General features: G+C 60.7%; 22 protein-coding genes and 1 pseudogene. 14 read left to right on the top strand and 9 right to left on the bottom strand.

All coding sequences use genetic code 11. The annotated features are described in order from the left end of the window. Positions 1-46: 46 nt before the first annotated feature. Positions 47-1,615 carry a phospholipase D family protein gene (locus tag K1567_RS16860; protein WP_220698666.1) on the top strand — a complete coding sequence of 523 codons (1,569 nt, stop codon included), beginning with the start codon at positions 47-49 and terminating at the stop codon, positions 1,613-1,615. Here K1567_RS16860 and K1567_RS16855 read toward each other — a convergent pair. Further along, positions 1,612-2,757 (bottom strand): MFS transporter, encoded by a 1,146-nt coding sequence (locus tag K1567_RS16855; RefSeq protein ID WP_034101471.1) that lies wholly within the window; start codon positions 2,755-2,757, stop codon positions 1,612-1,614. The two genes, K1567_RS16860 and K1567_RS16855, sit on opposite strands and share 4 nt — an antisense overlap. Positions 2,758-2,939: 182 nt before the next feature. Beyond that, positions 2,940-4,433: an aldehyde dehydrogenase gene (locus tag K1567_RS16850; protein WP_034101472.1), complete on the bottom strand. Its 1,494-nt coding sequence runs from the start codon at positions 4,431-4,433 to the stop codon at positions 2,940-2,942. A 229-nt stretch (positions 4,434-4,662) separates the two neighbouring features. Between K1567_RS16850 and K1567_RS16845 the strand changes: the two genes are divergently transcribed. After that, positions 4,663-5,025 carry a cupin domain-containing protein gene (locus K1567_RS16845; RefSeq protein ID WP_034101473.1) on the top strand — a complete coding sequence of 121 codons (363 nt, stop codon included), beginning with the start codon at positions 4,663-4,665 and terminating at the stop codon, positions 5,023-5,025. Positions 5,026-5,096: 71 nt separating this feature from the next. Here the strand turns inward: K1567_RS16845 and rpmG are convergent, their stop codons facing one another. Continuing rightward, complete coding sequence (rpmG, locus tag K1567_RS16840) at positions 5,097-5,252, bottom strand: 50S ribosomal protein L33 (protein ID WP_003176906.1); 156 nt, start codon at positions 5,250-5,252, stop codon at positions 5,097-5,099. Between the two features lie 11 nt (positions 5,253-5,263). After that, positions 5,264-5,497 (bottom strand): 50S ribosomal protein L28, encoded by a 234-nt coding sequence (gene rpmB, locus K1567_RS16835; protein WP_034101474.1) that lies wholly within the window; start codon positions 5,495-5,497, stop codon positions 5,264-5,266. 458 nt (positions 5,498-5,955) lie between these two features. Here rpmB and K1567_RS16830 point away from each other — a divergent pair, with 458 nt between their 5' ends. Then, positions 5,956-7,548: an ABC transporter substrate-binding protein gene (locus K1567_RS16830; RefSeq protein ID WP_220698665.1), complete on the top strand. Its 1,593-nt coding sequence runs from the start codon at positions 5,956-5,958 to the stop codon at positions 7,546-7,548. 23 nt (positions 7,549-7,571) lie between these two features. On the opposite strand, the gene radC is transcribed toward K1567_RS16830, so the two are convergent. After that, complete coding sequence (gene radC, locus K1567_RS16825) at positions 7,572-8,246, bottom strand: DNA repair protein RadC (protein ID WP_034101476.1); 675 nt, start codon at positions 8,244-8,246, stop codon at positions 7,572-7,574. Positions 8,247-8,389: 143 nt separating this feature from the next. Here radC and coaBC point away from each other — a divergent pair, with 143 nt between their 5' ends. The 4 genes and pseudogenes from coaBC (at position 8,390) to argB (ending at position 12,647) form a co-directional block, all read left to right on the top strand. After that, positions 8,390-9,598 carry a bifunctional phosphopantothenoylcysteine decarboxylase/phosphopantothenate--cysteine ligase CoaBC gene (gene coaBC, locus K1567_RS16820; RefSeq protein WP_034101477.1) on the top strand — a complete coding sequence of 403 codons (1,209 nt, stop codon included), beginning with the start codon at positions 8,390-8,392 and terminating at the stop codon, positions 9,596-9,598. Between the two features lie 5 nt (positions 9,599-9,603). Continuing rightward, positions 9,604-10,059, top strand: a complete 456-nt coding sequence (gene dut / locus K1567_RS16815; protein ID WP_034101478.1) for a dUTP diphosphatase — start codon at positions 9,604-9,606, stop codon at positions 10,057-10,059. Positions 10,060-10,300: 241 nt separating this feature from the next. Further along, positions 10,301-11,722, top strand: a pseudogene (locus K1567_RS16810) (phosphomannomutase/phosphoglucomutase); the annotation flags it as partial. A gap of 19 nt (positions 11,723-11,741) precedes the next feature. Continuing rightward, positions 11,742-12,647, top strand: coding sequence for an acetylglutamate kinase (gene argB, locus K1567_RS16805; protein WP_010207505.1), 906 nt, complete (start codon positions 11,742-11,744; stop codon positions 12,645-12,647). A 100-nt stretch (positions 12,648-12,747) separates the two neighbouring features. Here argB and pyrE read toward each other — a convergent pair whose 3' ends face one another. Further along, positions 12,748-13,392, bottom strand: coding sequence for an orotate phosphoribosyltransferase (pyrE, locus tag K1567_RS16800; RefSeq protein WP_034101480.1), 645 nt, complete (start codon positions 13,390-13,392; stop codon positions 12,748-12,750). Positions 13,393-13,474: 82 nt separating this feature from the next. Here pyrE and K1567_RS16795 point away from each other — a divergent pair, with 82 nt between their 5' ends. Beyond that, positions 13,475-14,254: an exodeoxyribonuclease III gene (locus K1567_RS16795; protein WP_003195493.1), complete on the top strand. Its 780-nt coding sequence runs from the start codon at positions 13,475-13,477 to the stop codon at positions 14,252-14,254. Between the two features lie 58 nt (positions 14,255-14,312). Here the strand turns inward: K1567_RS16795 and K1567_RS16790 are convergent, their stop codons facing one another. Together K1567_RS16790 and rph are read right to left on the bottom strand one after the other, a co-directional pair. Then, positions 14,313-14,681, bottom strand: coding sequence for a DUF4870 domain-containing protein (locus K1567_RS16790; RefSeq protein WP_034101481.1), 369 nt, complete (start codon positions 14,679-14,681; stop codon positions 14,313-14,315). Between the two features lie 23 nt (positions 14,682-14,704). Continuing rightward, the gene (rph, locus tag K1567_RS16785; protein WP_034101482.1) at positions 14,705-15,427 is read right to left on the bottom strand and encodes a ribonuclease PH; all 723 of its coding nucleotides are present in this window, start codon (positions 15,425-15,427) and stop codon (positions 14,705-14,707) included. Between the two features lie 214 nt (positions 15,428-15,641). Between rph and K1567_RS16780 the strand changes: the two genes are divergently transcribed. The 6 genes from K1567_RS16780 to K1567_RS16755 all read left to right on the top strand — a co-directional run bounded on the left by K1567_RS16780 (position 15,642) and on the right by K1567_RS16755 (position 20,953). Beyond that, positions 15,642-16,505, top strand: a complete 864-nt coding sequence (locus tag K1567_RS16780; RefSeq protein WP_220698664.1) for a YicC/YloC family endoribonuclease — start codon at positions 15,642-15,644, stop codon at positions 16,503-16,505. A gap of 10 nt (positions 16,506-16,515) precedes the next feature. Further along, a complete protein-coding gene (gene gmk, locus K1567_RS16775; protein ID WP_034101484.1) occupies positions 16,516-17,136 on the top strand; it encodes a guanylate kinase in 621 nt (206 codons plus the stop codon). Positions 17,137-17,303: 167 nt separating this feature from the next. Beyond that, a complete protein-coding gene (rpoZ, locus tag K1567_RS16770) occupies positions 17,304-17,567 on the top strand; it encodes a DNA-directed RNA polymerase subunit omega (RefSeq protein WP_003176920.1) in 264 nt (87 codons plus the stop codon). Between the two features lie 60 nt (positions 17,568-17,627). Then, complete coding sequence (gene spoT, locus K1567_RS16765) at positions 17,628-19,733, top strand: bifunctional GTP diphosphokinase/guanosine-3',5'-bis pyrophosphate 3'-pyrophosphohydrolase (protein WP_034101485.1); 2,106 nt, start codon at positions 17,628-17,630, stop codon at positions 19,731-19,733. Positions 19,734-19,772: 39 nt separating this feature from the next. Continuing rightward, entirely contained in the window at positions 19,773-20,153 is a 381-nt protein-coding gene (locus K1567_RS16760; protein ID WP_003176922.1) for a RidA family protein, read from the top strand. Positions 20,154-20,209: 56 nt separating this feature from the next. Beyond that, a complete protein-coding gene (locus tag K1567_RS16755; protein ID WP_034101486.1) occupies positions 20,210-20,953 on the top strand; it encodes a hypothetical protein in 744 nt (247 codons plus the stop codon). Between the two features lie 63 nt (positions 20,954-21,016). Here K1567_RS16755 and K1567_RS16750 read toward each other — a convergent pair whose 3' ends face one another. Continuing rightward, positions 21,017-21,868 (bottom strand): SDR family oxidoreductase, encoded by an 852-nt coding sequence (locus K1567_RS16750; RefSeq protein WP_034115455.1) that lies wholly within the window; start codon positions 21,866-21,868, stop codon positions 21,017-21,019. Between the last annotated feature and the right edge of the window lie 57 nt (positions 21,869-21,925).

Raw genomic sequence — 21,925 nt, 5'->3', positions numbered from 1 at the left:
GCCGTCATATGCCGACTACTGCCCTGATCCGGAAGCGACTCCCTTGATGATCCAACGGCTTTTACCGTTCCTACTGTTGGGAGCCCTCACCCTGGGCGGCTGCGCCACGGTGACTGCGCCTCGGGTGCCCAGCGACGCACTGCCGGCCGGGCAATCCTCGTTCGGCCGCTCTATCCAGGCCCAGGCGGCGCCCTATCAAGGGCGCTCGGGCTTTCGCCTGCTGCCCAACAGCAGCGAAGCCTTTATGGCCCGCGCCGAACTGATCCGCAACGCCCAGACCAGCCTCGACCTGCAGTACTACATCGTGCATGACGGCATCAGCACGCGCATGCTGGTGGACGAACTGCTCAAAGCCGCCGACCGTGGCGTGCGTGTACGCATCCTGCTGGACGACACCACCAGCGACGGCCTCGACCAGGTGATCGCCACCCTCGCCGCCCACCCCAACATCCAAATCCGCCTGTTCAACCCGCTGCATCTGGGGCGCAGCACGGGCGCCACTCGGGCCATGGGCCGCCTGTTCAACCTGTCGCTGCAACACCGGCGCATGCACAACAAGCTGTGGTTGGCGGACAACAGTGCAGCCATCGTCGGCGGCCGCAACCTTGGGGATGAGTATTTCGACGCCGAGCCCAATCTGAATTTCACCGATATCGACATGCTCAGCGTCGGGCCGGTGGCCGAGCAATTGGGTCACAGTTTCGATCAATACTGGAACAGCGCCCTGAGCAAACCGATCGACAACTTCGTCTCTACCCTGCCCTCCAAAGACGATCTGGCCGCCGCCCGCGCGGGCCTGGCGGCGTCATTGGCGGAGTCGCGCCAACAACACCATGCCCTGTACAACCGCTTGCGCGCCTACCAGACCCAACCACGCATGGACATCTGGCGCCGCGAACTGATCTGGGCCTGGAACCAGGCGCTGTGGGATGCACCGAGCAAGGTGCTAGCCAAGGCCGACCCGGACCCGCAGCTACTGCTGACCACTCAACTGGCACCTGAGCTGGAAAGGGTCAACCGTGAACTGATGATGATTTCGGCGTACTTCGTGCCAGGCCAACCTGGGCTGGTGTACCTCACCGGGCTCGCCGATGCCGGCGTATCAGTCAGCCTGCTGACCAACTCCCTGGAAGCCACGGACGTACCGGCTGTGCACGGCGGTTACGCGCCGTACCGCAAAGCGTTGCTGGAGCACGGCGTGAAGCTGTACGAACTGCGCCGCCAACCCGGCGACCCGAGCGCCGGCAGTGGGCCGCATCTGTTCCGGCGCGGCTCGTTCCGCGGTTCGGACTCCAGCCTGCACAGCAAGGCAATGATCTTTGATGGCGAGAAATCATTTATCGGCTCGTTCAACTTCGATCCCCGCTCGGTGCTGTGGAACACCGAGGTCGGGGTGCTGGTGGACAGCCCCGAACTGGCCGAGCACGTACGCAACCTGGCGCTGCAAGGCATGGCGCCCGCCCTCAGCTATGAGGCGAAACTACAAGACGGCCAAGTGGTGTGGGTAACCGAAGATGACGGCCAACTGCACACCCTGACGCGCGAGCCAGGCAGTTGGTGGCGGCGGTTCAATGCGTGGTTCGCTACCTCGGTCGGCCTGGAGCGCATGCTTTAAGAACAAGGCTGTGTAGCGCCGAAAGCACCTTTGCGCATTAACAACAGCACCAGCCCCAATGCCCCGGCAGCCATCAGCAACGGCAGTGCGTGCCCGCTGACCCATTGGCTGCCGGCGCCAGCGATCAATGGCCCCAACAGACACCCGATGCCCCATAGCTGCGCGATATGGGCGTTGGCCCGCACCAGCGCGTCGTCGCGGTAGCGCTCGCCGATCAGAATCAACGACAGCGTGAACAACCCGCCCGCACTGGCGCCGAACAGCACCCACACCGGCCAGATCAGCAGCGTGTGCAGCAGCGCAGGAATTGCCAGGCTCGATGCCAGCAACAGCAGCGCACAGCCGAGAAACAGGGTGCGACGTGGCAAATAATCGGCCAGCGCGCCGATGGGCAATTGCAGCAACGCATCGCCGACGACCACCGTGCTGACCATCGCCAGGGCAATCTCGGCGCTGAATCCCTGTTGCAGGCAGTACACCGGCAGCAGTGTCAGGATCATCGCTTCGAACGCGGCGAACAGCGCCACCGCCCAGGCAATGGCCGGAAGGCTCCGGCAAAAACGCCAAAGCTCGGCGAAAGTGACGCTAAACGAATCGGCCGTCGGCGCGCCGGAACGCCCCAGCAACAGCAACGGCGCAACCATCAGCAGCCCTACGCCGACCCAGAAACCGTAGTCATGCCCGGTGCCGATCACACCCAACAACAACGGGCCCGACAGTTGGCTCAGCGCATAGCTGCAGCCATACAGCGCCACCAGCCGGCCACGCCATTGCTCCACCACTAATTGATTGATCCAGCTCTCGCCAAGGATAAAAACAATGGTCAGGATCACCCCAATCATCAAACGCAGCACCAGCCACACGGGATAACTGGGCAGGATCGCCAGTAAACCGATGGACACCGCACCCGCCCACAGACACAAACGCATCAGGTTTGCCGTACCGAGCCAAGCGGCCAAGCGGCTGGAAAGCTTAGCGCCGAGCAGCACGCCGAAGGCCGGCATCGCGGCCATTACGCCAATGGCGAAACTGCCGTAGCCCCAGCTCTCCAGGCGCAGGGAGACCAGCGGCATACTGACGCCCAGGGCCAAGCCCACGCTGAGTACCGAAGCCAGGACGGCAAAGTAAGTCGCCCAACGCATTGCCACGCTCCTGTGGATAATTATTTTCTAGGTTCAAAACGAACTGTAGGAGCGAGCTTGCTCGGGAGCCGGGCTTGCCCGCGATGCAAACGCCTCGGTGTGTCAACCACACTTCGGTGATGCTATCGCAGGCAAGCCGGCTCCCGCACAAGCTCGCTCCTACACGGGCCCGGCAGTGTTGCTTACAGCTTGATCCAGGTGGCCTTCAGCTCGGTGTATTTGTCGAACGCGTGCAGCGACTTGTCACGACCGTTGCCCGACTGCTTGAAGCCACCGAACGGCGCGGTCATGTCGCCGCCATCGTACTGGTTGACCCACACACTACCCGCGCGCAGCGCCTTGGCGGTCAGGTGCGCCTTGGAGATATCCGCAGTCCACACCGCCGCGGCCAGGCCGTATTGGGTGTCGTTGGCAATCTTGATCGCTTCTTCGGCGCTGTCGAAGGTGATCACCGACAGCACCGGGCCGAAGATTTCTTCCTGGGCGATTCTCATGGCATTGGTCACACCATCGAAAATCGTCGGTTCGACGTAGGTGCCGCCGGTCTCTTCCAGCGTGCGCTTGCCGCCCGCCACCAGCTTGGCGCCGTCGGCGTGACCGGCTTCGATGTAGGACAGCACGGTGTTCATCTGCTGGGTGTCCACCAGGGCGCCGACATTGGTCGCCGGGTCCAGCGGGTTGCCAGGTTTCCAGCCTTTGAGGGCCTCGATCACCAGGGGCAGGAATGTGTCCTTGATCGAGCGCTCCACCAGCAGGCGCGAACCGGCGGTGCACACTTCACCCTGGTTGAAGGCAATGGCACTGGCGGCCGACTCGGCAGCGGCCTGCAGATCGGGGGCGTCGGCGAACACGATGTTGGGGCTCTTGCCGCCTGCTTCCAACCAAACACGCTTCATGTTCGACTCACCAGAACGAATCAACAGCTGCTTGGCGATCTTGGTCGAGCCAGTGAACACCAGCGTGTCGACGTCCATGTGCAGCGCCAAGGCGTTACCCACGGTGTGGCCGTAGCCTGGTAGAACGTTGAATACGCCTTTCGGAATCCCGGCTTCAACGGCCAGGGCCGCGATACGGATGGCGGTCAGCGGAGATTTTTCGGACGGCTTGAGGATCACCGAGTTACCGGTGGATAGTGCCGGGCCGAGTTTCCAGCAGGCCATCATCAACGGGAAGTTCCACGGCACGATGGCGCCAACCACGCCGACCGGCTCACGGGTCACCAGGCCCAGTTGATCATGGGGGGTGGCCGCGACTTCATCGTAGATCTTATCGATGGCTTCACCGCTCCAGCTCAAGGCATTGGCGGCACCGGGCACGTCGATATACAGGGAGTCGCTGATAGGCTTGCCCATGTCCAGGGTTTCGAGCAGCGCCAGCTCTTCGGCGTTGGCTTTGAGCAGCGCGGCGAAACGGATCATGGTGGCTTTGCGTTTGGCCGGCGCCAGGCGTGACCACACGCCGGAATTGAAGGTGGCACGGGCGTTTTCCACGGCGCGCTGGGCATCGTCGGCGTCACAGCTGGCAACGGTGGCCAGCAGGCGGCCATCGACCGGGCTGATGCACTCGAAGGTGTCGCCGGAAACGGCGGCGGTGTATTCGCCATTGATGTAGGCGCGGCCTTCGATCTTCAGATCCTTGGCGCGTTGTTCCCAGTCGGCACGGGTCAGGGTGGTCATGCGAGTGTCCTCCTCTTATTGAATACGAGGGCCAGGCGATGTCGCCCGGCAGCCTCAAAGAATTCTTGCCCGCCAGCCAGCTGTTCGGCCCAAGGCAGCTGCCACCCTAAACCAGCGGCCAGGGATGTTTCAATATATTTGACATAACGGCGGCAAACGCCCTTGCGATGTTCATTTTAATAAACATAGACTTTGGCCTCACCAACCGCAGGCCAGACGGGACATGCACATGAGCATCCAGGACATCGTCGACTTTAGCCAAGCCAACACCGCCCCCGAACGCTACCGCCCTGGCGCGGAAAAAATCCTCAAGGGCGACCCCGAGCAAACCCTCTACAACCACTACAACAGCCCCTGTGGTCAGATGAATGCGGGGGTCTGGGAGGGCGAAGTGGGGCAATGGAAAGTTAACTACACCGAACATGAATACTGCGAGATCGTGCAAGGCGTGTCCGTGCTGCGCGATGATCAGGGCAACGCCAAGACCCTGCGCGCTGGCGACCGCTTCGTGATCCCCGCCGGTTTCACCGGGACCTGGGAAGTGCTCGAACCTTGTCGCAAAATCTACGTGGTGTTCGAACAGAAAGCCTGATCAGCAAATCGCACGCAAAAAAAAGCCCGCATCGTGAGATACGGGCTTTTTTTCACAAGGAAGGAAATCAATTACTTGATTTTGCCTTCTTTGTAGATCACGTGCTTGCGAACGCGCGGGTCGAACATTTTCTTTTCGAGCTTGTCCGGGGTAGTACGCTTGTTCTTGTCGGTAGTGTAGAAGTGACCAGTACCGGCGCTAGAGATCATTCGAATCAATTCACGCATGATATAGCTCCTTAAACCTTGGCAGCGCGGCGGATGTCGGCCAGCACGGCAGTGATGCCACGCTTGTCGATGATACGCATGCCTTTGGCGGATACGCGCAGACGCACGAAACGTTTCTCTTCTTCAACCCAGAAGCGGTGATGCTGCAGGTTCGGCAGGAAACGACGACGGGTTTTGTTATTTGCGTGGGAAATGTTATTCCCAGTCACCGGACCCTTACCGGTAACTTGACAGACTCTCGACATGCCTCAGCCCTCTAAAACCACATGCCCAACCCGGCATGGGTTGGCCGCTTAATCTCTCAGTCATTTGGCGCCAGGCGCCGCGTTTCTTTAGGGTCTTACCGGCTACACCTACAAGCGAAGGAACCGGGCCCCTAGAAAAGAGCGCTGCTTTATACCAGAAAGACCCAGGTGCAACAACAGCCCGTGTGTTTTTACCGACTTAATTCCAAGCCGCTAACGCCCGAACCGCTGCCAGGAGGGGCCGCCCTTACAGCTGACCGCTCGTCGCACAGAATCAGTTCGAGCCCCCACCCACGCGATCAGGCGCACGCAGAAACTCACCGAGGCGCCATCAAAACAGTATTTTCGGCAAAAGCACAGGCAAAAATGGGCTAGTCATTTATCGATCAGACCTCTACGGTAGGACTTTTCCAGACTGCACTCGCAGATGGGCCTACGATCTGCAAAGGAAACCTAATATGCGCCTCGCAGCCCTGCCGCTCTTGCTTGCCCCTCTCTTTATTACGCCGCTGGCCTCTGCCGCCAGCAATTTGAGCGTCTGCACCGAGGCCAGCCCCGAGGGGTTCGATGTGGTGCAGTACAACTCGCTGAGCACCACCAACGCCTCGGCCGATGTGCTGATGAACCGTCTGGTGGACTACGACGCCACCAGCGGCAAGCTCGTGCCCAGCCTGGCCGACAGTTGGGAAGTCTCGCCCGATGGCCTGACCTACACCTTCAAACTGCACCCCAACGTAAAATTCCACCGCACCGAGTATTTCACCCCAAGCCGAACGCTGACGGCCGAAGACGTGCGCTTCAGCTTCGAACGCATGCTCGACCCGGCCAACCCTTGGCATAAGATCGCTCAAAGTGGCTTCCCCCATGCCCAATCCCTGCAATTGCCCACGCTGATCAAGAAGATCGACGCCCTCGACCCACTGACGGTGCGCTTCACCCTGGACCACGCCGACTCCACATTTCTCTCGGCCCTGAGCATGGGCTTCGCGTCTATCTACCCAGCGGAGTACGCCGACAAACTGCTCAAGGCCGGCACGCCGGAGAAACTCAACAGCCACCCTATCGGCACCGGCCCCTTCGTTTTTGTGCGCTTTCAAAAAGATGCCGTGGTTCGCTACAAGGCCAACCCAGATTACTTCGCTGGCAAACCGGCTGTGGATAACTTGATCTTCGCAATCACCCCCGATGCCAATGTGCGCCTACAGAAGCTGCATCGCGACGAATGCCAGATCGCCCTGTCGCCCAAGCCTCTGGATGTGGGCGAGGCCCAAAAGGATGCCGCTCTCAAAGTGGAGAAAACCGCTGCGTTCATGACCGCTTTCGTGGCCATCAACAGCCAGCACCCACCCCTGGACAAGCCCGAAGTGCGCCAGGCTATCAACTTGGCATTCGACAAGGCCAGCTACCTCAAGGCCGTATTCGAAAGCACCGCCGAAGCCGCCAGCGGGCCTTACCCGCCGAACACCTGGAGCTTTGCCAAGGAGTTGCCGGGTTATCCACAGGACCTCGCCAAAGCCAAAGCGCTGCTGGACCGCGCGGGGCTCAAGGACGGCTTCAAGACCACGATTTGGACGCGCCCCACCGGCAGCCTGCTGAATCCCAACCCTAACCTCGGCGCACAATTGCTTCAGGCGGACCTGGCCAAGGTCGGCATCCAGGCCGAGATCCGTGTGATCGAGTGGGGCGAGCTGATCCGCCGCGCCAAGGCCGGCGAGCACGACCTGCTGTTTATGGGCTGGGCCGGCGACAACGGCGACCCGGACAACTTCCTGACGCCGCAGTTTTCCTGCGCGGCGGTGAAGTCCGGCACCAACTTTGCGCGCTACTGCGACCCGACGCTCGACAAGCTGATCAGCGCCGGCAAGACCACCAGTGAACAAGGCGTGCGCAGCAAGCTGTATCAACAGGCCCAGGCGCAGATCCAGCAACAGGCGCTGTGGCTACCGCTGGCACACCCGACCGCCTTCGCCCTGACGCGCAAGGGTGTCGAGGGGTATCAGGTCAGTCCATTCGGACGCCAGGATTTCTCCAAGGTCAGCGTCAAGCCCTGAGCCCCGGTCCCCACCGGGCGGGGTCACATCCAGCCATGCTCGGCCATCGACAGCGGGTCGCCGTCGCCGACGATGATGTGGTCCAGCACCCGCACATCCACGACCTCCAACGCCTTTTGCAGCAGCTTGGTCAATTTTCGATCAGCTGCACTGGGCTCAAGGCTGCCGGAAGGGTGGTTATGACATAGGATCAACGCCGCCGCGTTGTAGGCCAGGGCGCGCTTGACCACTTGTCGCGGATAAACTATCGCGGCATCGATCGTCCCTTGGGACAACGCCTCGAAACCCAACACCCGGTGCCGCGAGTCGAGAAACAAGCAGCCGAATATTTCGTGAGGCTCATGCCGCAACATCGCTTTGAGGTAGTCGCGCACCACCACCGGGCTATCCAGTACGGAGTCTTTGCGCAAGCGTTCGGCCATATGCCGCCGGGACATTTCCAGTACGGCCTGCAATTGCGCAAATTTCGCCGGCCCCAGTCCCAACTGTTGGTTGAATAACGTCTGGCTGGCCTCGAGCAAAGGTCGTAAGCCGCCGAACTGTGTCAGCAGATGGCGCGCCAGGTCCACCGCGCTGCGGCCTGCCACTCCTGTACGCAGGAAGATCGCCAGCAGCTCGGCGTCGGACAGACTTGCCGCACCCCACTCCAAAAGTTTCTCCCGTGGCCGCTCTGCCGCCGGCCAATCGCGAATACTCATCCCACCTCCCTGTGCATGTGCGCCGCTGTTGCGTGGCGGTCGCTGTGTTATCGTAGGCCCTCTTTTTTGCCTGCGATTTCACCTGGGGAGGGGCATCGCAGGCGTCACTGAAACTGGCTTCACTGAACTGGAAAGGCAAACCAATGCAGCGTCTGTATCGGAAACGCATCGTTCTCGGCGTCGGCGGCGGCATTGCCGCTTACAAGAGCGCCGAGTTGGTTCGCAGGCTCCTCGACCAGGGCGCCGAGGTGCGCGTGGTCATGACCCGCGGCGGCAGTGAGTTCATTACCCCTCTGACCATGCAGGCCCTGTCCGGCCACCCGGTTCACCTGGATCTGCTCGACCCTGCCGCCGAAGCCGCCATGGGCCATATCGAGCTGGCCAAATGGGCCGACCTGGTGCTGATCGCTCCGGCCACCGCCGACCTGATCGCCCGCTTGGCCCAAGGCATCGCCGACGATCTGCTGACCACTTTGGTACTGGCCACCGACGCTACCGTTGCCATCGCCCCGGCCATGAACCAGGCGATGTGGCGCGACCCGGCGACCCAGGCCAACACCCGACTCCTGCAAGACCGTGGCCTCAAAGTGTTCGGCCCCGCGTCCGGCAGCCAAGCCTGTGGCGACGTGGGCCTGGGCCGCATGCTCGAAGCCACTGACCTGGCGCAATGCGCCGCCGAGTGTTTCCAGCACCTGGCCCTGACGGGCAAGCACGTACTGATCACCGCCGGACCGACCCAGGAAAACATCGACCCGGTCCGCTACATCACCAACCATAGCTCAGGGAAAATGGGCTTCGCCCTGGCCGAAGCTGCGGTTGAGGCAGGCGCACGCGTCACGCTCATCACCGGCCCGGTGCATTTGCCGACCCCGGACCGCGTCACGCGAATCGACGTAGTCAGCGCTCGCGACATGCTTGCAGCTTGTGAAGCAGCCATTCCGTGCGACCTGTTTATCGCTTCGGCAGCGGTGGCGGATTACCGGCCGGAAGTCGTCGCCCCGCAAAAGCTCAAGAAAGACCCTACAAGCGGCGACGGCCTGCTCCTGCAAATGGTGCGCAACCCGGACATCCTGGCAACCATCGCCACGCGTCCCGACCGCCCGTTCAGCGTCGGCTTTGCTGCCGAAACCGAGCACCTGCTGGACTACGCCGCACGCAAATTGAAAGACAAAAACCTCGACTTGATCGTTGCCAATGATGTCGCCAACCCGAGCATCGGCTTCAACAGCGAGGAAAACGCTTGCAGCGTGATCGACCGCCAGCTGCACGCCACCCTTTTCGCCCAGACCAGCAAGGGCAAGATTGCCCGCCAACTGATCTCTTTTATCGCCCAACGGCTGAACCAGGTTTAATTTACATGCACGCTTTGCAAGCCAAGATTCTCGACCCCCGCCTCGGCACCGATTTCCCACTGCCGGCCTACGCCACACCGGGTTCCGCCGGCCTGGACCTGCGCGCCATGCTCAAGCAAGACACCGTGCTCGAGCCAGGCCAGACCCTGCTGATCCCCACGGGCCTGTCCATCTACGTAGGCGACCCGGGCCTGGCCGCGCTGATCCTGCCGCGCTCCGGCCTGGGCCATAAGCACGGCATCGTGCTGGGCAATCTGGTGGGTCTGATCGACTCGGACTATCAAGGCGAGCTGATGGTGTCGTGCTGGAACCGTGGGCAAACCGCCTTCAACATCGCCGTTGGCGAGCGCATCGCCCAACTGGTGCTGGTGCCCGTGGTGCAGGCGCACTTCGAACTGGTACAGGAATTCGACGAAACCCAACGCGGCGCGGGCGGTTTTGGGCATTCCGGCAGCCACTGACTAAGCTGAATCGGGCCGGACACTGACGTCCGGCTCAATGCTTCTAGCGAGGCTCTTCAGGATGAAGAATGCGTGAATTTAATCGGAAATATTTATCCATTAAAATCAATGGCTTACGCAAATAAAATGACCGAACGCGAGCCGCGATGGCATTTGTGCACCACGAACTCTCTGCCGAAAACGCCGTCATACCCTTCAGCTTGAGCCTGCCGGCCACCCCCATTTAGGCCAGCCTTGCCCCCTTCAGATGGAGTTTCCCCCCGCGATGAGTACCGCAGCCCGAGTAGCCCCGACGTTCCCCGACAGCATTTTCCGCGCCTATGACATTCGTGGTGTGGTCCCCAAGACCCTTACCGCCGAAACCGCCTACTGGATCGGCCGCGCCATCGGCGCGCAGAGCCTGGCGCAGGGCGAACCGAATGTATGCGTCGGCCGCGATGGCCGCTTGTCCGGCCCGGAACTGGTGGAGCAACTGATCCAGGGCCTGGCCGACAGCGGCTGCCATGTCAGCGATGTGGGCCTGGTGCCAACGCCGGCGTTGTACTACGCCGCCAACGTACTGGCCGGCAAATCCGGCGTGATGCTAACCGGCAGCCACAACCCGTCGGACTACAACGGCTTCAAGATCGTCATTGCCGGCGACACCCTGGCCAATGAACAGATCCAGGCCCTGCACACCCGCCTCAAAACCAACGACTTGACCAGCGGCCAGGGCAGCATCACCCAGGTCGACATCCTGCAGCGCTACTCCGATGAAATCACCCGCGACGTCAAACTCGCCCGCCGCCTCAAAGTGGTGGTGGACTGCGGCAATGGCGCCGCCGGTGTAATCGCTCCACAGCTGCTCGAAGCCCTGAATTGCGAAGTCGTCCCGCTGTTCTGCGACGTGGACGGCAACTTCCCCAACCATCACCCGGACCCGGGCAAGCCTGAAAACCTGGTGGACCTGATCGCCAAGGTCAAGGAAACCGGAGCTGACGTCGGCCTGGCCTTCGACGGCGACGGCGACCGTGTAGGGGTGGTCACCAACACTGGCGTGAACGTGTTCGCCGACCGCCTGTTGATGCTCTTCGCTCGCGATGTGGTCAAGCGCAACCCCAACGCCGAGATCATCTTTGATGTGAAGTGCACCCGTCGCCTCACGCCGCTGATCAAGGAATACGGCGGTCGCCCGCTAATGTGGAAGACCGGTCACTCGTTGATCAAAAAGAAAATGAAGGAAACCGGCGCCCTGCTGGCCGGCGAAATGAGCGGCCACGTGTTCTTCAAGGAGCGCTGGTTCGGCTTTGACGACGGCATTTACAGCGCCGCGCGCCTGCTGGAGATCCTCAGCAAGGAAGAATCCACCGCCGAAGAGCTGTTTCAGACCTTCCCGAACGATATTTCTACGCCAGAGATCAATATCCATGTGACCGAGGAGAGCAAATTCAGCATCATTGACGCACTGCACGATGCGCAATGGGGTGAAGGCGCCAACCTGACGTCCATTGATGGTGTGCGAGTCGATTACGCCAAAGGCTGGGGCCTGGTTCGCGCATCCAACACCACTCCGGTGTTGGTGCTGCGTTTCGAGGCGGATACCGAGGCTGAGTTGCAGCGCATCAAGGACGTGTTCCACGCCCAGTTGAAACGTGTTGCCCCTGATCTCCAATTACCGTTCTGATCTTTTACCGGAGCCCTGAATGACCCTCGAACGCGAAGCCGCTGCCAACACCGCCAAGGTCCTGTCCGAAGCGTTGCCTTATATTCGACGCTACGTCGGCAAGACGCTGGTGATCAAGTACGGCGGCAATGCCATGGAAAGCGACGAGCTGAAAACCGGCTTTGCCCGCGACATCGTGCTGATGAAGGCCGTGGGCATCAACCCGGTGGTGGTGCATGGTGGCGGCCCGCAAATCGGCGACCTGCTCAAGCGTTTGTCGATCGAGAGTCATTTTATCGATGGCATGCGCGTCACTGACGCGCAGACCATGGACGTGGTGGAGATGGTCCTCGGGGGCCAGGTAAACAAAGACATCGTCAACCTGATCAACCGTCACGGCGGCAGCGCCATCGGCCTGACCGGCAAGGACGCGGAGCTGATCCGCGCGAAAAAACTGACGGTCACCCGTCAGACGCCGGAAATGACCCAGCCGGAAATCATCGATATCGGCCAAGTGGGCGAAGTGATCGGTATCAACACCGACCTACTGAACCTGCTGGTAAAAGGCGACTTCATCCCGGTGATCGCGCCCATCGGCGTGGGCGCCAACGGTGAGTCCTACAACATCAACGCCGACCTGGTGGCCGGCAAGGTGGCCGAGGCATTGAAGGCTGAAAAGCTGATGCTGCTGACCAATATCGCCGGCCTGATGGACAAGCAGGGCAAAGTGTTGACCGGCCTGACCACCCAACAAGTCGACGATCTGATCGCCGACGGCACCATCTACGGCGGCATGCTGCCGAAGATTCGTTGTGCCCTCGAAGCGGTGCAGGGCGGCGTGGGCAGCTCGCTGATCATCGATGGCCGCGTACCGAACGCGGTATTGCTGGAGATCTTCACCGACACCGGCATGGGCACGCTGATCAGCAACCGCAAGCGCCCCTAAGCGCTGAGAATACAAAAAGGCCCCCGTTCAATCGATTGAACGGGGGCCTTTTTTATGCGGGACCTGTAGGCACTGCCAGTCAAGGTGGCAGGGGCCTGTGTCAGACCCCAAACTGCTCGCGGTACGCACGTACAGCAGGCAAGTGCTGCTTGAGCTGCGGGTCATCTTCCAGGAACTGCAACACCTGGTTCAACGACACAATACTCACCACCGGAATGCCGAAATCGCGCTCAACTTCCTGGATCGCCGACAACTCACCGTTGCCGCGCTCCTGGCGGTTCAGCGCAATCAGCACGCCGGCCGCTTTGGCGCCTTCCTGGGAAGCGATGATCTGCATCACTTCACGGATTGCGGTGCCGGCAGTAATCACATCATCGATGATCAACACATCGCCAGTAAGCGGCGCGCCGACTAGACTACCGCCCTCGCCATGGGCCTTGGCTTCTTTACGATTGAAGCACCAAGGCAAATCGCGCCCATGATGCTCGGCCAGGGCCACGGCCGTAGCGGCGGCCAAAGGGATGCCTTTGTAGGCGGGGCCAAACAGCACGTCGAAGGACATACCGCTTTCGACGATGGCTGCCGCGTAGAAACGGCCCAACTGCGCCAGGGCCGAACCAGAGTTGAACAGGCCGGCATTGAAGAAATACGGGCTGGTGCGCCCGGACTTGAGGGTGAACTCACCGAAGCGCAAAACCCCGCGATCGATGGCAAAACGAATGAAATCGCGTTGATACGCCTGCATGAAAAAAGCCTCAGATACCACGGATTTAGCTAATTAGGTAGACGGCGTGTATCATACACGCACGCGATTTTTGGGGCCATTTATGCGGATCATCAGTGTGAACGTTAATGGTATTCAGGCTGCAGTCGAGCGTGGTTTGCTCAGTTGGCTGCAAGCCCAGAATGCCGACGTCATCTGCCTGCAGGACACCCGCGCCTCCGCCTTTGAACTGGACGACCCAGCCTTCCAACTGGATGGCTACTTCCTTTATGCCTGCGATGCCGAAGTGCCCACCCAAGGTGGCGTGGCTTTGTACTCGCGGTTGCAACCCAAGGCGGTCATCAGCGGCCTCGGCTTCGAGACAGCCGACCGCTACGGGCGCTACCTGCAAGCCGATTTCGACAAGGTCAGCATCGCGACCTTGCTGCTTCCATCAGGGCAGAACGGCGATGAAGACTTGAACCAGAAGTTCAAGCTAATGGACGATTTCGCCCGTTATCTGGATAAACAGCGGCGCAAACGTCGCGAGTACATTTATTGTGGCTCGCTGTACGTGGCGCAACAGAAGCTGGATATCAAGAACTGGCGCGACAGCCAGCAATCCCCAGGCTTCCTGGCGCCGGAACGGGCCTGGATGGACGAGATTGTCGGCAACATGGGTTACGTCGATGCCCTGCGCGAAGTCAGCCGTGAAGGCGATCAGTACAGCTGGTGGCCGGACAACGAACAGGCCGAGATGCTCAACCTGGGCTGGCGTTTCGATTACCAGTTGCTGACCCCAGGCCTGCGCCGATTCGTTCGCAGCGCACGCCTGCCGCGCCAGCCGCGCTTCTCGCAACACGCGCCGCTGATCGTGGACTACGACTGGACGCTGACCATCTGAGGTCTTTTCCCAGGCACAAAAAAACCGACATCGCTGTCGGTTTTTTTGTGGGCGGTCATTATTTAACCAAACGCCAGGTCAGCGGATAGCGATAAGCGATCCCCTTGTTGGCCTTGATGCCGCCAATGATGGTCAGCACCACAGTGGCAATCGCCAGGGCCGTCATCAGGAAAAAACCAATCACGGCGAATGCCAGCACGATACAAACCAACCAGGCGATAGCCACGGTGATCTGGAAGTTCAAGGCTTCCTTGCCCTGATCGTCGATGAACGGGTCCACTTCCTTTTTCATCTGCCACAGAATCAGCGGCCCAACGACACTGCCGAAAGGGAACACAAACCCGAGAAACGCCGCGAGATGGCACAGCATTGCGCTCTGCCGAACCTCGTAGGAAGGCGTAGGTACCGGCATTTGGCTGTCATTCATGGCGCTTCTCCTTGAGGCGGTTTTCAGTCGGCCAGGGCGGCGTTCTGCAGTTCGAAAATTTCGCTCATGCCTTTCTGGGCCAAGGCCAGCATGGCGTTCAGATCGGCCGGCTGGAATGGCGCGCCTTCGGCGGTGCCCTGCACTTCGATGAAACCACCGGTGCTGGTCATCACGACGTTCAGGTCGGTCTCGGCGGCGGAGTCTTCCAGGTAGTCCAGGTCCAGCACAGGCTCGCCCTGGTACATGCCGACCGACACGGCGGCGATCATCTGCTTGAGCGGGTCGCCGGCCTTGAGGCCGCCACGCTTCTTGATCACTTTCAAGGCGTCGACCAGGGCCACCATGGCGCCGGTGATGGACGCGGTACGGGTGCCGCCATCGGCCTGGATCACATCGCAGTCAACATACAGGGTCACGTCGCCCAGCTTGGACATGTCCAGGGCGGCGCGCAGGGAGCGGCCGATCAGGCGCTGGATTTCCAAGGTACGACCGCCTTGCTTGCCGCGGCTGGCCTCACGCTGGTTACGCTCGCCGGTGGCGCGAGGCAGCATGCCGTATTCAGCGGTCAACCAACCCTGACCCTGCCCCTTGAGGAAACGCGGCACGCCATTTTCGACGCTGACGGTGCAAATGACCTTGGTATCGCCAAACTCGACCAGTACGGATCCCTCGGCGTGTTTGGTGTAGTTGCGGGTGATGCGGATCGAGCGGAGCTGATCGGCAACGCGACCACTTGGACGTTTCATAGGGGATACCTGTACTGAGGACGAAAACTGCCGGGCATTATAGAGCCGCGAACCGCTTCGGGGCACTTCTAAAAATTCAGTTACGAATGCTCGGCCTGTCGGCCTTTGTTTGGGCGCACTCGCCCCACTGCGCTACAATCCTGCGCCTTCGCAGCCTGCCTGCTTCATTTACCCATCAGCCCGTGATCGCGGGACTGCAACGCGAGGTACCCGCATGGTGCACAGCATGACCGCCTTCGCCCGCGTCGAAAAAGCCGGCGTCCAGGGCACCCTGAGCTGGGAATTGCGCTCGGTCAACAGCCGCTACCTGGAGCCGCACTTGCGTCTGCCGGAGTCGTTCCGCGACCTGGAAGGCGCCGTGCGCGAAGCGCTGCGTCAGGGCATTTCCCGCGGCAAGCTGGAATGCACCCTGCGCTTTACCGAAGAAACCACCGGCAAACCCTTGCAGGTCGACCGCGAACGCGCGGCGCAACTGGTCGCCGCCGCCGAAACCATTGCCGACCTGATCCAGCGCCCCGCGCCGCTCAACCCTCTCGAAGTGCTGGCCTGGCCGGGCGTACTGGTAGCCGACGCTATCGACCCGCAGGCCCTGAATGCCGAAGCCCTCGCGTTGTTCAACCAAGGCCTGAAGGAACTCAAGGCCGGTCGTGAGCGAGAAGGTGCCGAGCTGGCCCGTCTGATCAACGAGCGCCTGACCTCGATCGAAGAGGATGTGTCGATCCTGCGCGAGCTGGTGCCGCAGATGCTGGCCACCCAACGCCAGAAGGTGCTCGACCGTTTCGCCGATATGAAGGCCGACCTCGACCCGACGCGGCTGGAGCAGGAAATGGTGCTGCTGGCGCAGAAAAGTGACGTCGCCGAAGAACTCGATCGCCTCAGCACCCACATCCTCGAAGTGCGCCGCGTGCTCAAGTCCGGCGGCGCCGCCGGTCGGCGCCTTGATTTCCTGATGCAAGAACTCAACCGCGAAGCCAATACACTGGGCTCCAAGGCCTTCGATCCGCGCAGCACCAAGGCGGCGGTCAACCTCAAAGTGTTGATCGAGCAGATGCGCGAACAAGTACAGAATATTGAGTAAGGCAACCTCCATGACCCACAGCACCGGCACCCTGTACATCATTTCCGCCCCTTCGGGCGCGGGCAAGAGCAGTCTGGTCAAGGCCCTGACCGACACCAACGATCAGATCCGCATCTCGATCTCCCACACCACCCGCGCCATGCGCCCGGGTGAGGTGAACGGCGTGCACTATCACTTCGTCGAGCGCACCGAGTTCGTGAAGATGATCGAGCACGGCGACTTCCTGGAACGCGCCGAGGTGTTCGGCAACCTCTACGGAACCTCGCAAAGCCACTTGCAGCAGACCCTGGACGAAGGCCATGACCTGATCCTGGAAATCGACTGGCAGGGCGCCGAACAGGTGCGCAAGCTGATGCCCAATGCGCGCTCGATCTTTATCCTGCCGCCCTCGCTGCAAGCCCTGCACCAACGCCTGACCAACCGTGGCCAGGACAGCGACGAGATCATCGATGGCCGCATGCGTGAAGCCGTCAGCGAAATGAGCCACTACGTCGACTACGATTACCTGATCATCAACGACGACTTTTCACACGCGCTGGAGGACCTGAAGGCGATTTTCCGCGCCAATCAGCTCCAGCAGAAGCGCCAACAACAGCGTTTTGGCAAATTACTGGCCGAACTGCTCGGCTGATTGACGCTTCCCAAAACCGCTGCAAGGGCTTTACATTGGCACTTGCAGCGGTTTGACGAGGTTCCGCGAAAAATCAGCGCTTCCCTAAACGCTGGTGATTTTTTAAACTGCTCAGTCCGCTCGCCCAACCGGGCAGCGCGCATCTTGCATTCGCTCCGAGGAATACCATGGCCCGCGTAACCGTTGAAGACTGCCTAGAACACGTGGATAACCGCTTTGAGCTGGTCATGCTCTCTACCAAGCGTGCCCGTCAACTGGCCACTGGCGGCAAAGAGCCTCTGGTCCAGTGGGAAAACGACAAGCCGACCGTTGTCGCCCTGCGTGAAATCGCTGAAGGCCTGATGAGCTACGAGTTCATCGCCAACGCCGAAATCGTTGAAGACGAACCGCTGTTCGCAGCGTTCGAGGACGAGTCCAACGAGGCCGTCTAAGCCTATGCCTGGTCGACGTAGCACGGCGCGGGGTCAAAACCATCGGCAGGAGTTCACACTTTGCCGAGCATAGACGCCCTCGCCGATCGCTTATCGGCCTACCTCGGCCCAGACCAGGTCAACCTGGTCCGCCGAGCGTATTTCTACGCCGAACAAGCCCACGACGGCCAACGCCGCCGCAGTGGCGAGGCGTACGTCACCCATCCTCTTGCGGTGGCTAATATTCTTGCCGACATGCACATGGACCATCAGAGCCTGATGGCCGCGATGCTGCATGACGTGATCGAAGACACCGGAATCGCCAAGGAAGCTCTCAGCTCCCAATTCGGCGAAACCGTGGCCGAACTGGTCGACGGGGTCAGCAAACTGACCCAGATGAATTTCGAGACCAAGGCCGAAGCCCAGGCGGAAAACTTCCAGAAGATGGCCATGGCCATGGCCCGCGATATCCGCGTGATCCTGGTCAAACTGGCCGACCGGCTGCACAACATGCGCACGCTGGAAGTGCTGTCCGGCGAAAAACGCCGGCGCATCGCCAAGGAAACGTTGGAAATCTATGCGCCCATCGCCAACCGGCTGGGCATGCACGCCATTCGCATCGAATTCGAAGACCTCGGCTTCAAGGCGATGCATCCCATGCGCTCGGCGCGCATCTACCAGGCGGTCAAGCGTGCCCGGGGCAACCGCAAGGAAATCGTCAACAAGATCGAAGAGTCGCTGAGCCATTGCCTGGCCATCGACGAAATCGAAGGCGAGGTCAGTGGCCGGCAGAAGCACATCTACGGCATCTATAAAAAGATGCGCGGCAAGCGTCGGGCCTTTAACGAGATCATGGACGTGTATGCGTTCCGGATCATCGTAGACAAGGTCGACACTTGCTACCGCGTGCTCGGCGCTGTGCATAATTTGTACAAACCCCTGCCCGGCCGCTTCAAGGACTACATCGCCATCCCCAAGGCCAACGGCTATCAGTCGCTGCATACCACGCTGTTCGGGATGCATGGCGTGCCGATCGAGATCCAGATCCGCACCCGTGAAATGGAAGAAATGGCCAACAACGGCATCGCCGCCCATTGGCTGTACAAATCCAGTGGCGACGAGCAGCCCAAAGGCACCCATGCCCGCGCCCGCCAATGGGTCAAAGGCGTGCTGGAAATGCAGCAACGCGCGGGCAACTCCCTCGAATTTATCGAAAGTGTGAAGATCGACCTGTTCCCGGACGAGGTCTACGTGTTCACGCCCAAAGGCCGGATCATGGAGTTGCCCAAAGGCTCCACGGCTGTCGATTTCGCCTATGCCGTGCACACCGATGTGGGTAACAGTTGCATCGCCTGCCGCATCAACCGGCGCTTGGCGCCACTGTCGGAGCCGCTGCAAAGCGGTTCCACCGTGGAGATCGTCAGCGCACCGGGCGCACGACCGAACCCGGCCTGGCTCAATTTCGTGGTCACCGGCAAGGCCCGTACACACATTCGCCACGCCCTGAAACTGCAGCGCCGTTCCGAGTCCGTCAGCCTGGGCGAGCGCCTGCTGAACAAGGTACTCAACGGTTTCGACAGCGCCCTGGACAAGATTCCCCAAGAACGCGTGCAGGCGATGCTTCACGAATATCGCCAGGAAACCATCGAAGACCTGCTGGAAGATATCGGCCTGGGCAACCGCATGGCCTACGTGGTCGCCCGCCGCCTGCTGGGCGAGGGCGAGCAATTGCCGAGCCCCGAAGGCCCGTTGGCGATTCGCGGCACCGAGGGCCTGGTGCTCAGCTACGCCAAATGCTGCACACCGATCCCGGGCGATCCGATCGTCGGCCACCTGTCCGCAGGCAAAGGCATGGTGGTGCACCTGGACAACTGCCGCAACATCTCCGAAATCCGGCACAACCCGGAAAAATGCATCCAGCTTTCGTGGGCCAAGGATGTCACCGGCGAATTCAACGTCGAACTGCGCGTTGAGCTGGAGCACCAGCGCGGCCTGATCGCCCTGCTGGCCAGCAGCGTCAACGCCGCCGACGGCAACATCGAAAAGATCAGCATGGACGAACGCGATGGTCGCATCAGCGTGGTCCAACTGGTGGTCAGCGTACACGACCGCGTACACCTGGCCCGCGTGATCAAGAAGCTGCGCGCCTTGACCGGGGTCATCCGCATTACCCGCATGCGTGCGTAGTTCTTCAACCCCGCCACTGCCTATTACAAGGAGTCATTCATGACCAAGACTGTTATCACCAGCGACAAAGCCCCGGCCGCCATCGGTACTTACTCCCAGGCAATCAAGGCAGGCAATACCGTCTACATGTCCGGCCAGATTCCTCTGGACCCAAAAACCATGGAACTGGTGGAAGGCTTCGAAGCCCAGACCGTGCAAGTCTTCGAAAACCTCAAGTCCGTGGCCGAAGCCGCCGGCGGTTCGTTCAAGGACATCGTCAAACTGAACATTTTCCTCACCGACCTGAGCCACTTCGCCAAGGTCAACGAGATCATGGGCAAGTACTTCGAACAGCCGTACCCAGCCCGTGCCGCCATCGGCGTGGCAGCCCTGCCAAAAGGCGCGCAGGTTGAGATGGACGCGATTCTGGTGATCGAGTAAAACACCCGGCGCAGCCCCCACAGGCTGCGCCGACCTCGTTTTAAAAGGATTTCATGATGCGCAAAGCGCTTGTAGCTTCTTCATTGCTCGCCCTGTTGCTCGGCGGCTGTGCCAGCAACCCTGCCGACCAAGACGTAAGCGGCACTTGGATCAATCAGGTCGCCATTGATGCGGCAGCCAAGGGCGGCCCTCTGCGTGAAGCGCTGCAAAGCTTTGGCCCGAACCTCGAATGGGAGGTCAACGTCAAGGCATCTCAAGCCCGTTACTACAACGGTTTTGAGGTCGCCGAAGGCAAGTTGCTCGGGCAACAATCCGGCGCCTGGAGCGTGGACTTCTATGGCAGCTCCGCCACCGAACTCAAGCGCAAAGGTAAGCAGTTGCTGCAAGTGGCCAACGATAACGAGCCCGAGCAACTGTTCGCCCGTGCTAAAGACCCAGCCCCGGAAGGCGCACCATTGGGCGCCAACTTCGAACGGGCGCTCTATGCCGCCTACCTGGGCGGCGACTGGAAAATCACCGACGGCTTCGGCAACGGCGCAATCGTGCAGTTCCAGGCCGACGGCAAGGTTGTCGGCCTACCCAAAGTCGACCGGTATTCGCTGTGCCTGGCAGGCGATTGCGCCTCTATGAGCGGCGGCTACGACAGCATCTGGCTGCAACTCAATGGCCAGGGCAACCCTTGGATTTTCATGCGCAAGGGCAAACAGCTGGAAATTTTCCAGGCGGTCAATACGGCACAGGCAGACGAAGTACCTTCGTTTACGCCAGGCCCACGCCAATGGCTGTTGGAAAAACAGTAACGACCCTTGCAGGCAGTTGAATGTGAGAGGGGCAGGCCCCTCCCACATTTTTCAGATCGTGTTTCAGCCCTTGAGGATCGCCGCGTAGCCTTCCCGGTAAGTCGGGTATGTCGGTACCCAGCCCAGCGCCTTGATCCGCGCGTTGCTGCATTGCTTGCTCCCCGCACGCCGCACACTGGCCTCGTCTGACCACTCTGTCACGCCCAGATAATCGCGCAGCCAGGCCACCACTTCGGCCAGCGGCGCCGGCGCGTCGTCCACACCGATATAGACCTTATCCAGCGAACCGCCCTTCTCCACATGCCGCAGCAAAAACGCGAGCAAGCCTGCTGCGTCGTCCGCGTGGATCCGGTTGCCATATAACGGTGGATCTACCGCCACCCGGTAACCTTGGCGCACCTGGGTCAGCAACCATTCGCGGCCTGGGCCGTAAATGCCGGTTAACCGCACAATGCTGGCAGGAATGCCGCTGTTCAAGGCAACCTGCTCGGCTTCGAGCATGATCTGCCCGGAATAGCCTTTGGCCTGGGTTTCGGACGTTTCGTCGACCCATTCACCGTTCTGCTGCCCATACACACTGCTGCTGGACACAAACAGCAGATGTTTGGGTTGCTGGCCGTAATCGCCGAGCCACTCCAGAACATGTTGCAGCCCCTGCACGTAAGCCGCGCGGTAGCCAGCTTCATCGTGATCGGTCGCGGCGGCGCAATACACCAGGTAATCCACGCCGCCGATTGGCCAGGTATCGGGGCAGTCCTTTTTGAACAGGTCACCGCCAATGCCGATCACCCCGACAGGCAAGCGCGAAATGTCGCGCCGCAGGCCGTACACCTCCCATTCCGAGGCAAGCAATTGGCTGGCTAACCGACTCCCCACATCGCCACATCCGACAATCACAACAGAAGGCGCGGACATCATAAAACTCCGTATTGAAAGGTCTAGGTTAGCCCTCTCAGTTGACCGACGGCCAGA

Origin of the sequence: Pseudomonas sp. S5F11, assembly GCF_019641515.1 — a bacterium.
Taxonomy (GTDB): Bacteria; Pseudomonadota; Gammaproteobacteria; order Pseudomonadales; family Pseudomonadaceae; genus Aquipseudomonas; species Aquipseudomonas rhodesiae.
Note: the sequence above shows the minus strand (reverse complement) of the source record. Positions and strands in the feature narration are given on the sequence as shown.

Coding starts and splice junctions, on each gene's coding strand:
- dut (WP_034101478.1), top strand. CDS start 9,604: ATGCACGCTTTGCAAGCCAAGATTCTCGACCCCCGCCTCGGCACCGAT.
- K1567_RS16750 (WP_034115455.1), bottom strand. CDS start 21,868: ATGTCCGCGCCTTCTGTTGTGATTGTCGGATGTGGCGATGTGGGGAGT.
- K1567_RS16760 (WP_003176922.1), top strand. CDS start 19,773: ATGACCAAGACTGTTATCACCAGCGACAAAGCCCCGGCCGCCATCGGT.
- rpoZ (WP_003176920.1), top strand. CDS start 17,304: ATGGCCCGCGTAACCGTTGAAGACTGCCTAGAACACGTGGATAACCGC.
- rpmB (WP_034101474.1), bottom strand. CDS start 5,497: ATGTCGAGAGTCTGTCAAGTTACCGGTAAGGGTCCGGTGACTGGGAAT.
- gmk (WP_034101484.1), top strand. CDS start 16,516: ATGACCCACAGCACCGGCACCCTGTACATCATTTCCGCCCCTTCGGGC.
- rpmG (WP_003176906.1), bottom strand. CDS start 5,252: ATGCGTGAATTGATTCGAATGATCTCTAGCGCCGGTACTGGTCACTTC.
- K1567_RS16795 (WP_003195493.1), top strand. CDS start 13,475: ATGCGGATCATCAGTGTGAACGTTAATGGTATTCAGGCTGCAGTCGAG.
- pyrE (WP_034101480.1), bottom strand. CDS start 13,392: ATGCAGGCGTATCAACGCGATTTCATTCGTTTTGCCATCGATCGCGGG.
- radC (WP_034101476.1), bottom strand. CDS start 8,246: ATGAGTATTCGCGATTGGCCGGCGGCAGAGCGGCCACGGGAGAAACTT.
- K1567_RS16855 (WP_034101471.1), bottom strand. CDS start 2,757: ATGCGTTGGGCGACTTACTTTGCCGTCCTGGCTTCGGTACTCAGCGTG.
- K1567_RS16845 (WP_034101473.1), top strand. CDS start 4,663: ATGAGCATCCAGGACATCGTCGACTTTAGCCAAGCCAACACCGCCCCC.
- rph (WP_034101482.1), bottom strand. CDS start 15,427: ATGAAACGTCCAAGTGGTCGCGTTGCCGATCAGCTCCGCTCGATCCGC.
- K1567_RS16790 (WP_034101481.1), bottom strand. CDS start 14,681: ATGAATGACAGCCAAATGCCGGTACCTACGCCTTCCTACGAGGTTCGG.
- K1567_RS16860 (WP_220698666.1), top strand. CDS start 47: ATGATCCAACGGCTTTTACCGTTCCTACTGTTGGGAGCCCTCACCCTG.
- K1567_RS16780 (WP_220698664.1), top strand. CDS start 15,642: ATGGTGCACAGCATGACCGCCTTCGCCCGCGTCGAAAAAGCCGGCGTC.
- K1567_RS16850 (WP_034101472.1), bottom strand. CDS start 4,433: ATGACCACCCTGACCCGTGCCGACTGGGAACAACGCGCCAAGGATCTG.
- K1567_RS16755 (WP_034101486.1), top strand. CDS start 20,210: ATGCGCAAAGCGCTTGTAGCTTCTTCATTGCTCGCCCTGTTGCTCGGC.
- argB (WP_010207505.1), top strand. CDS start 11,742: ATGACCCTCGAACGCGAAGCCGCTGCCAACACCGCCAAGGTCCTGTCC.
- K1567_RS16830 (WP_220698665.1), top strand. CDS start 5,956: ATGCGCCTCGCAGCCCTGCCGCTCTTGCTTGCCCCTCTCTTTATTACG.
- coaBC (WP_034101477.1), top strand. CDS start 8,390: ATGCAGCGTCTGTATCGGAAACGCATCGTTCTCGGCGTCGGCGGCGGC.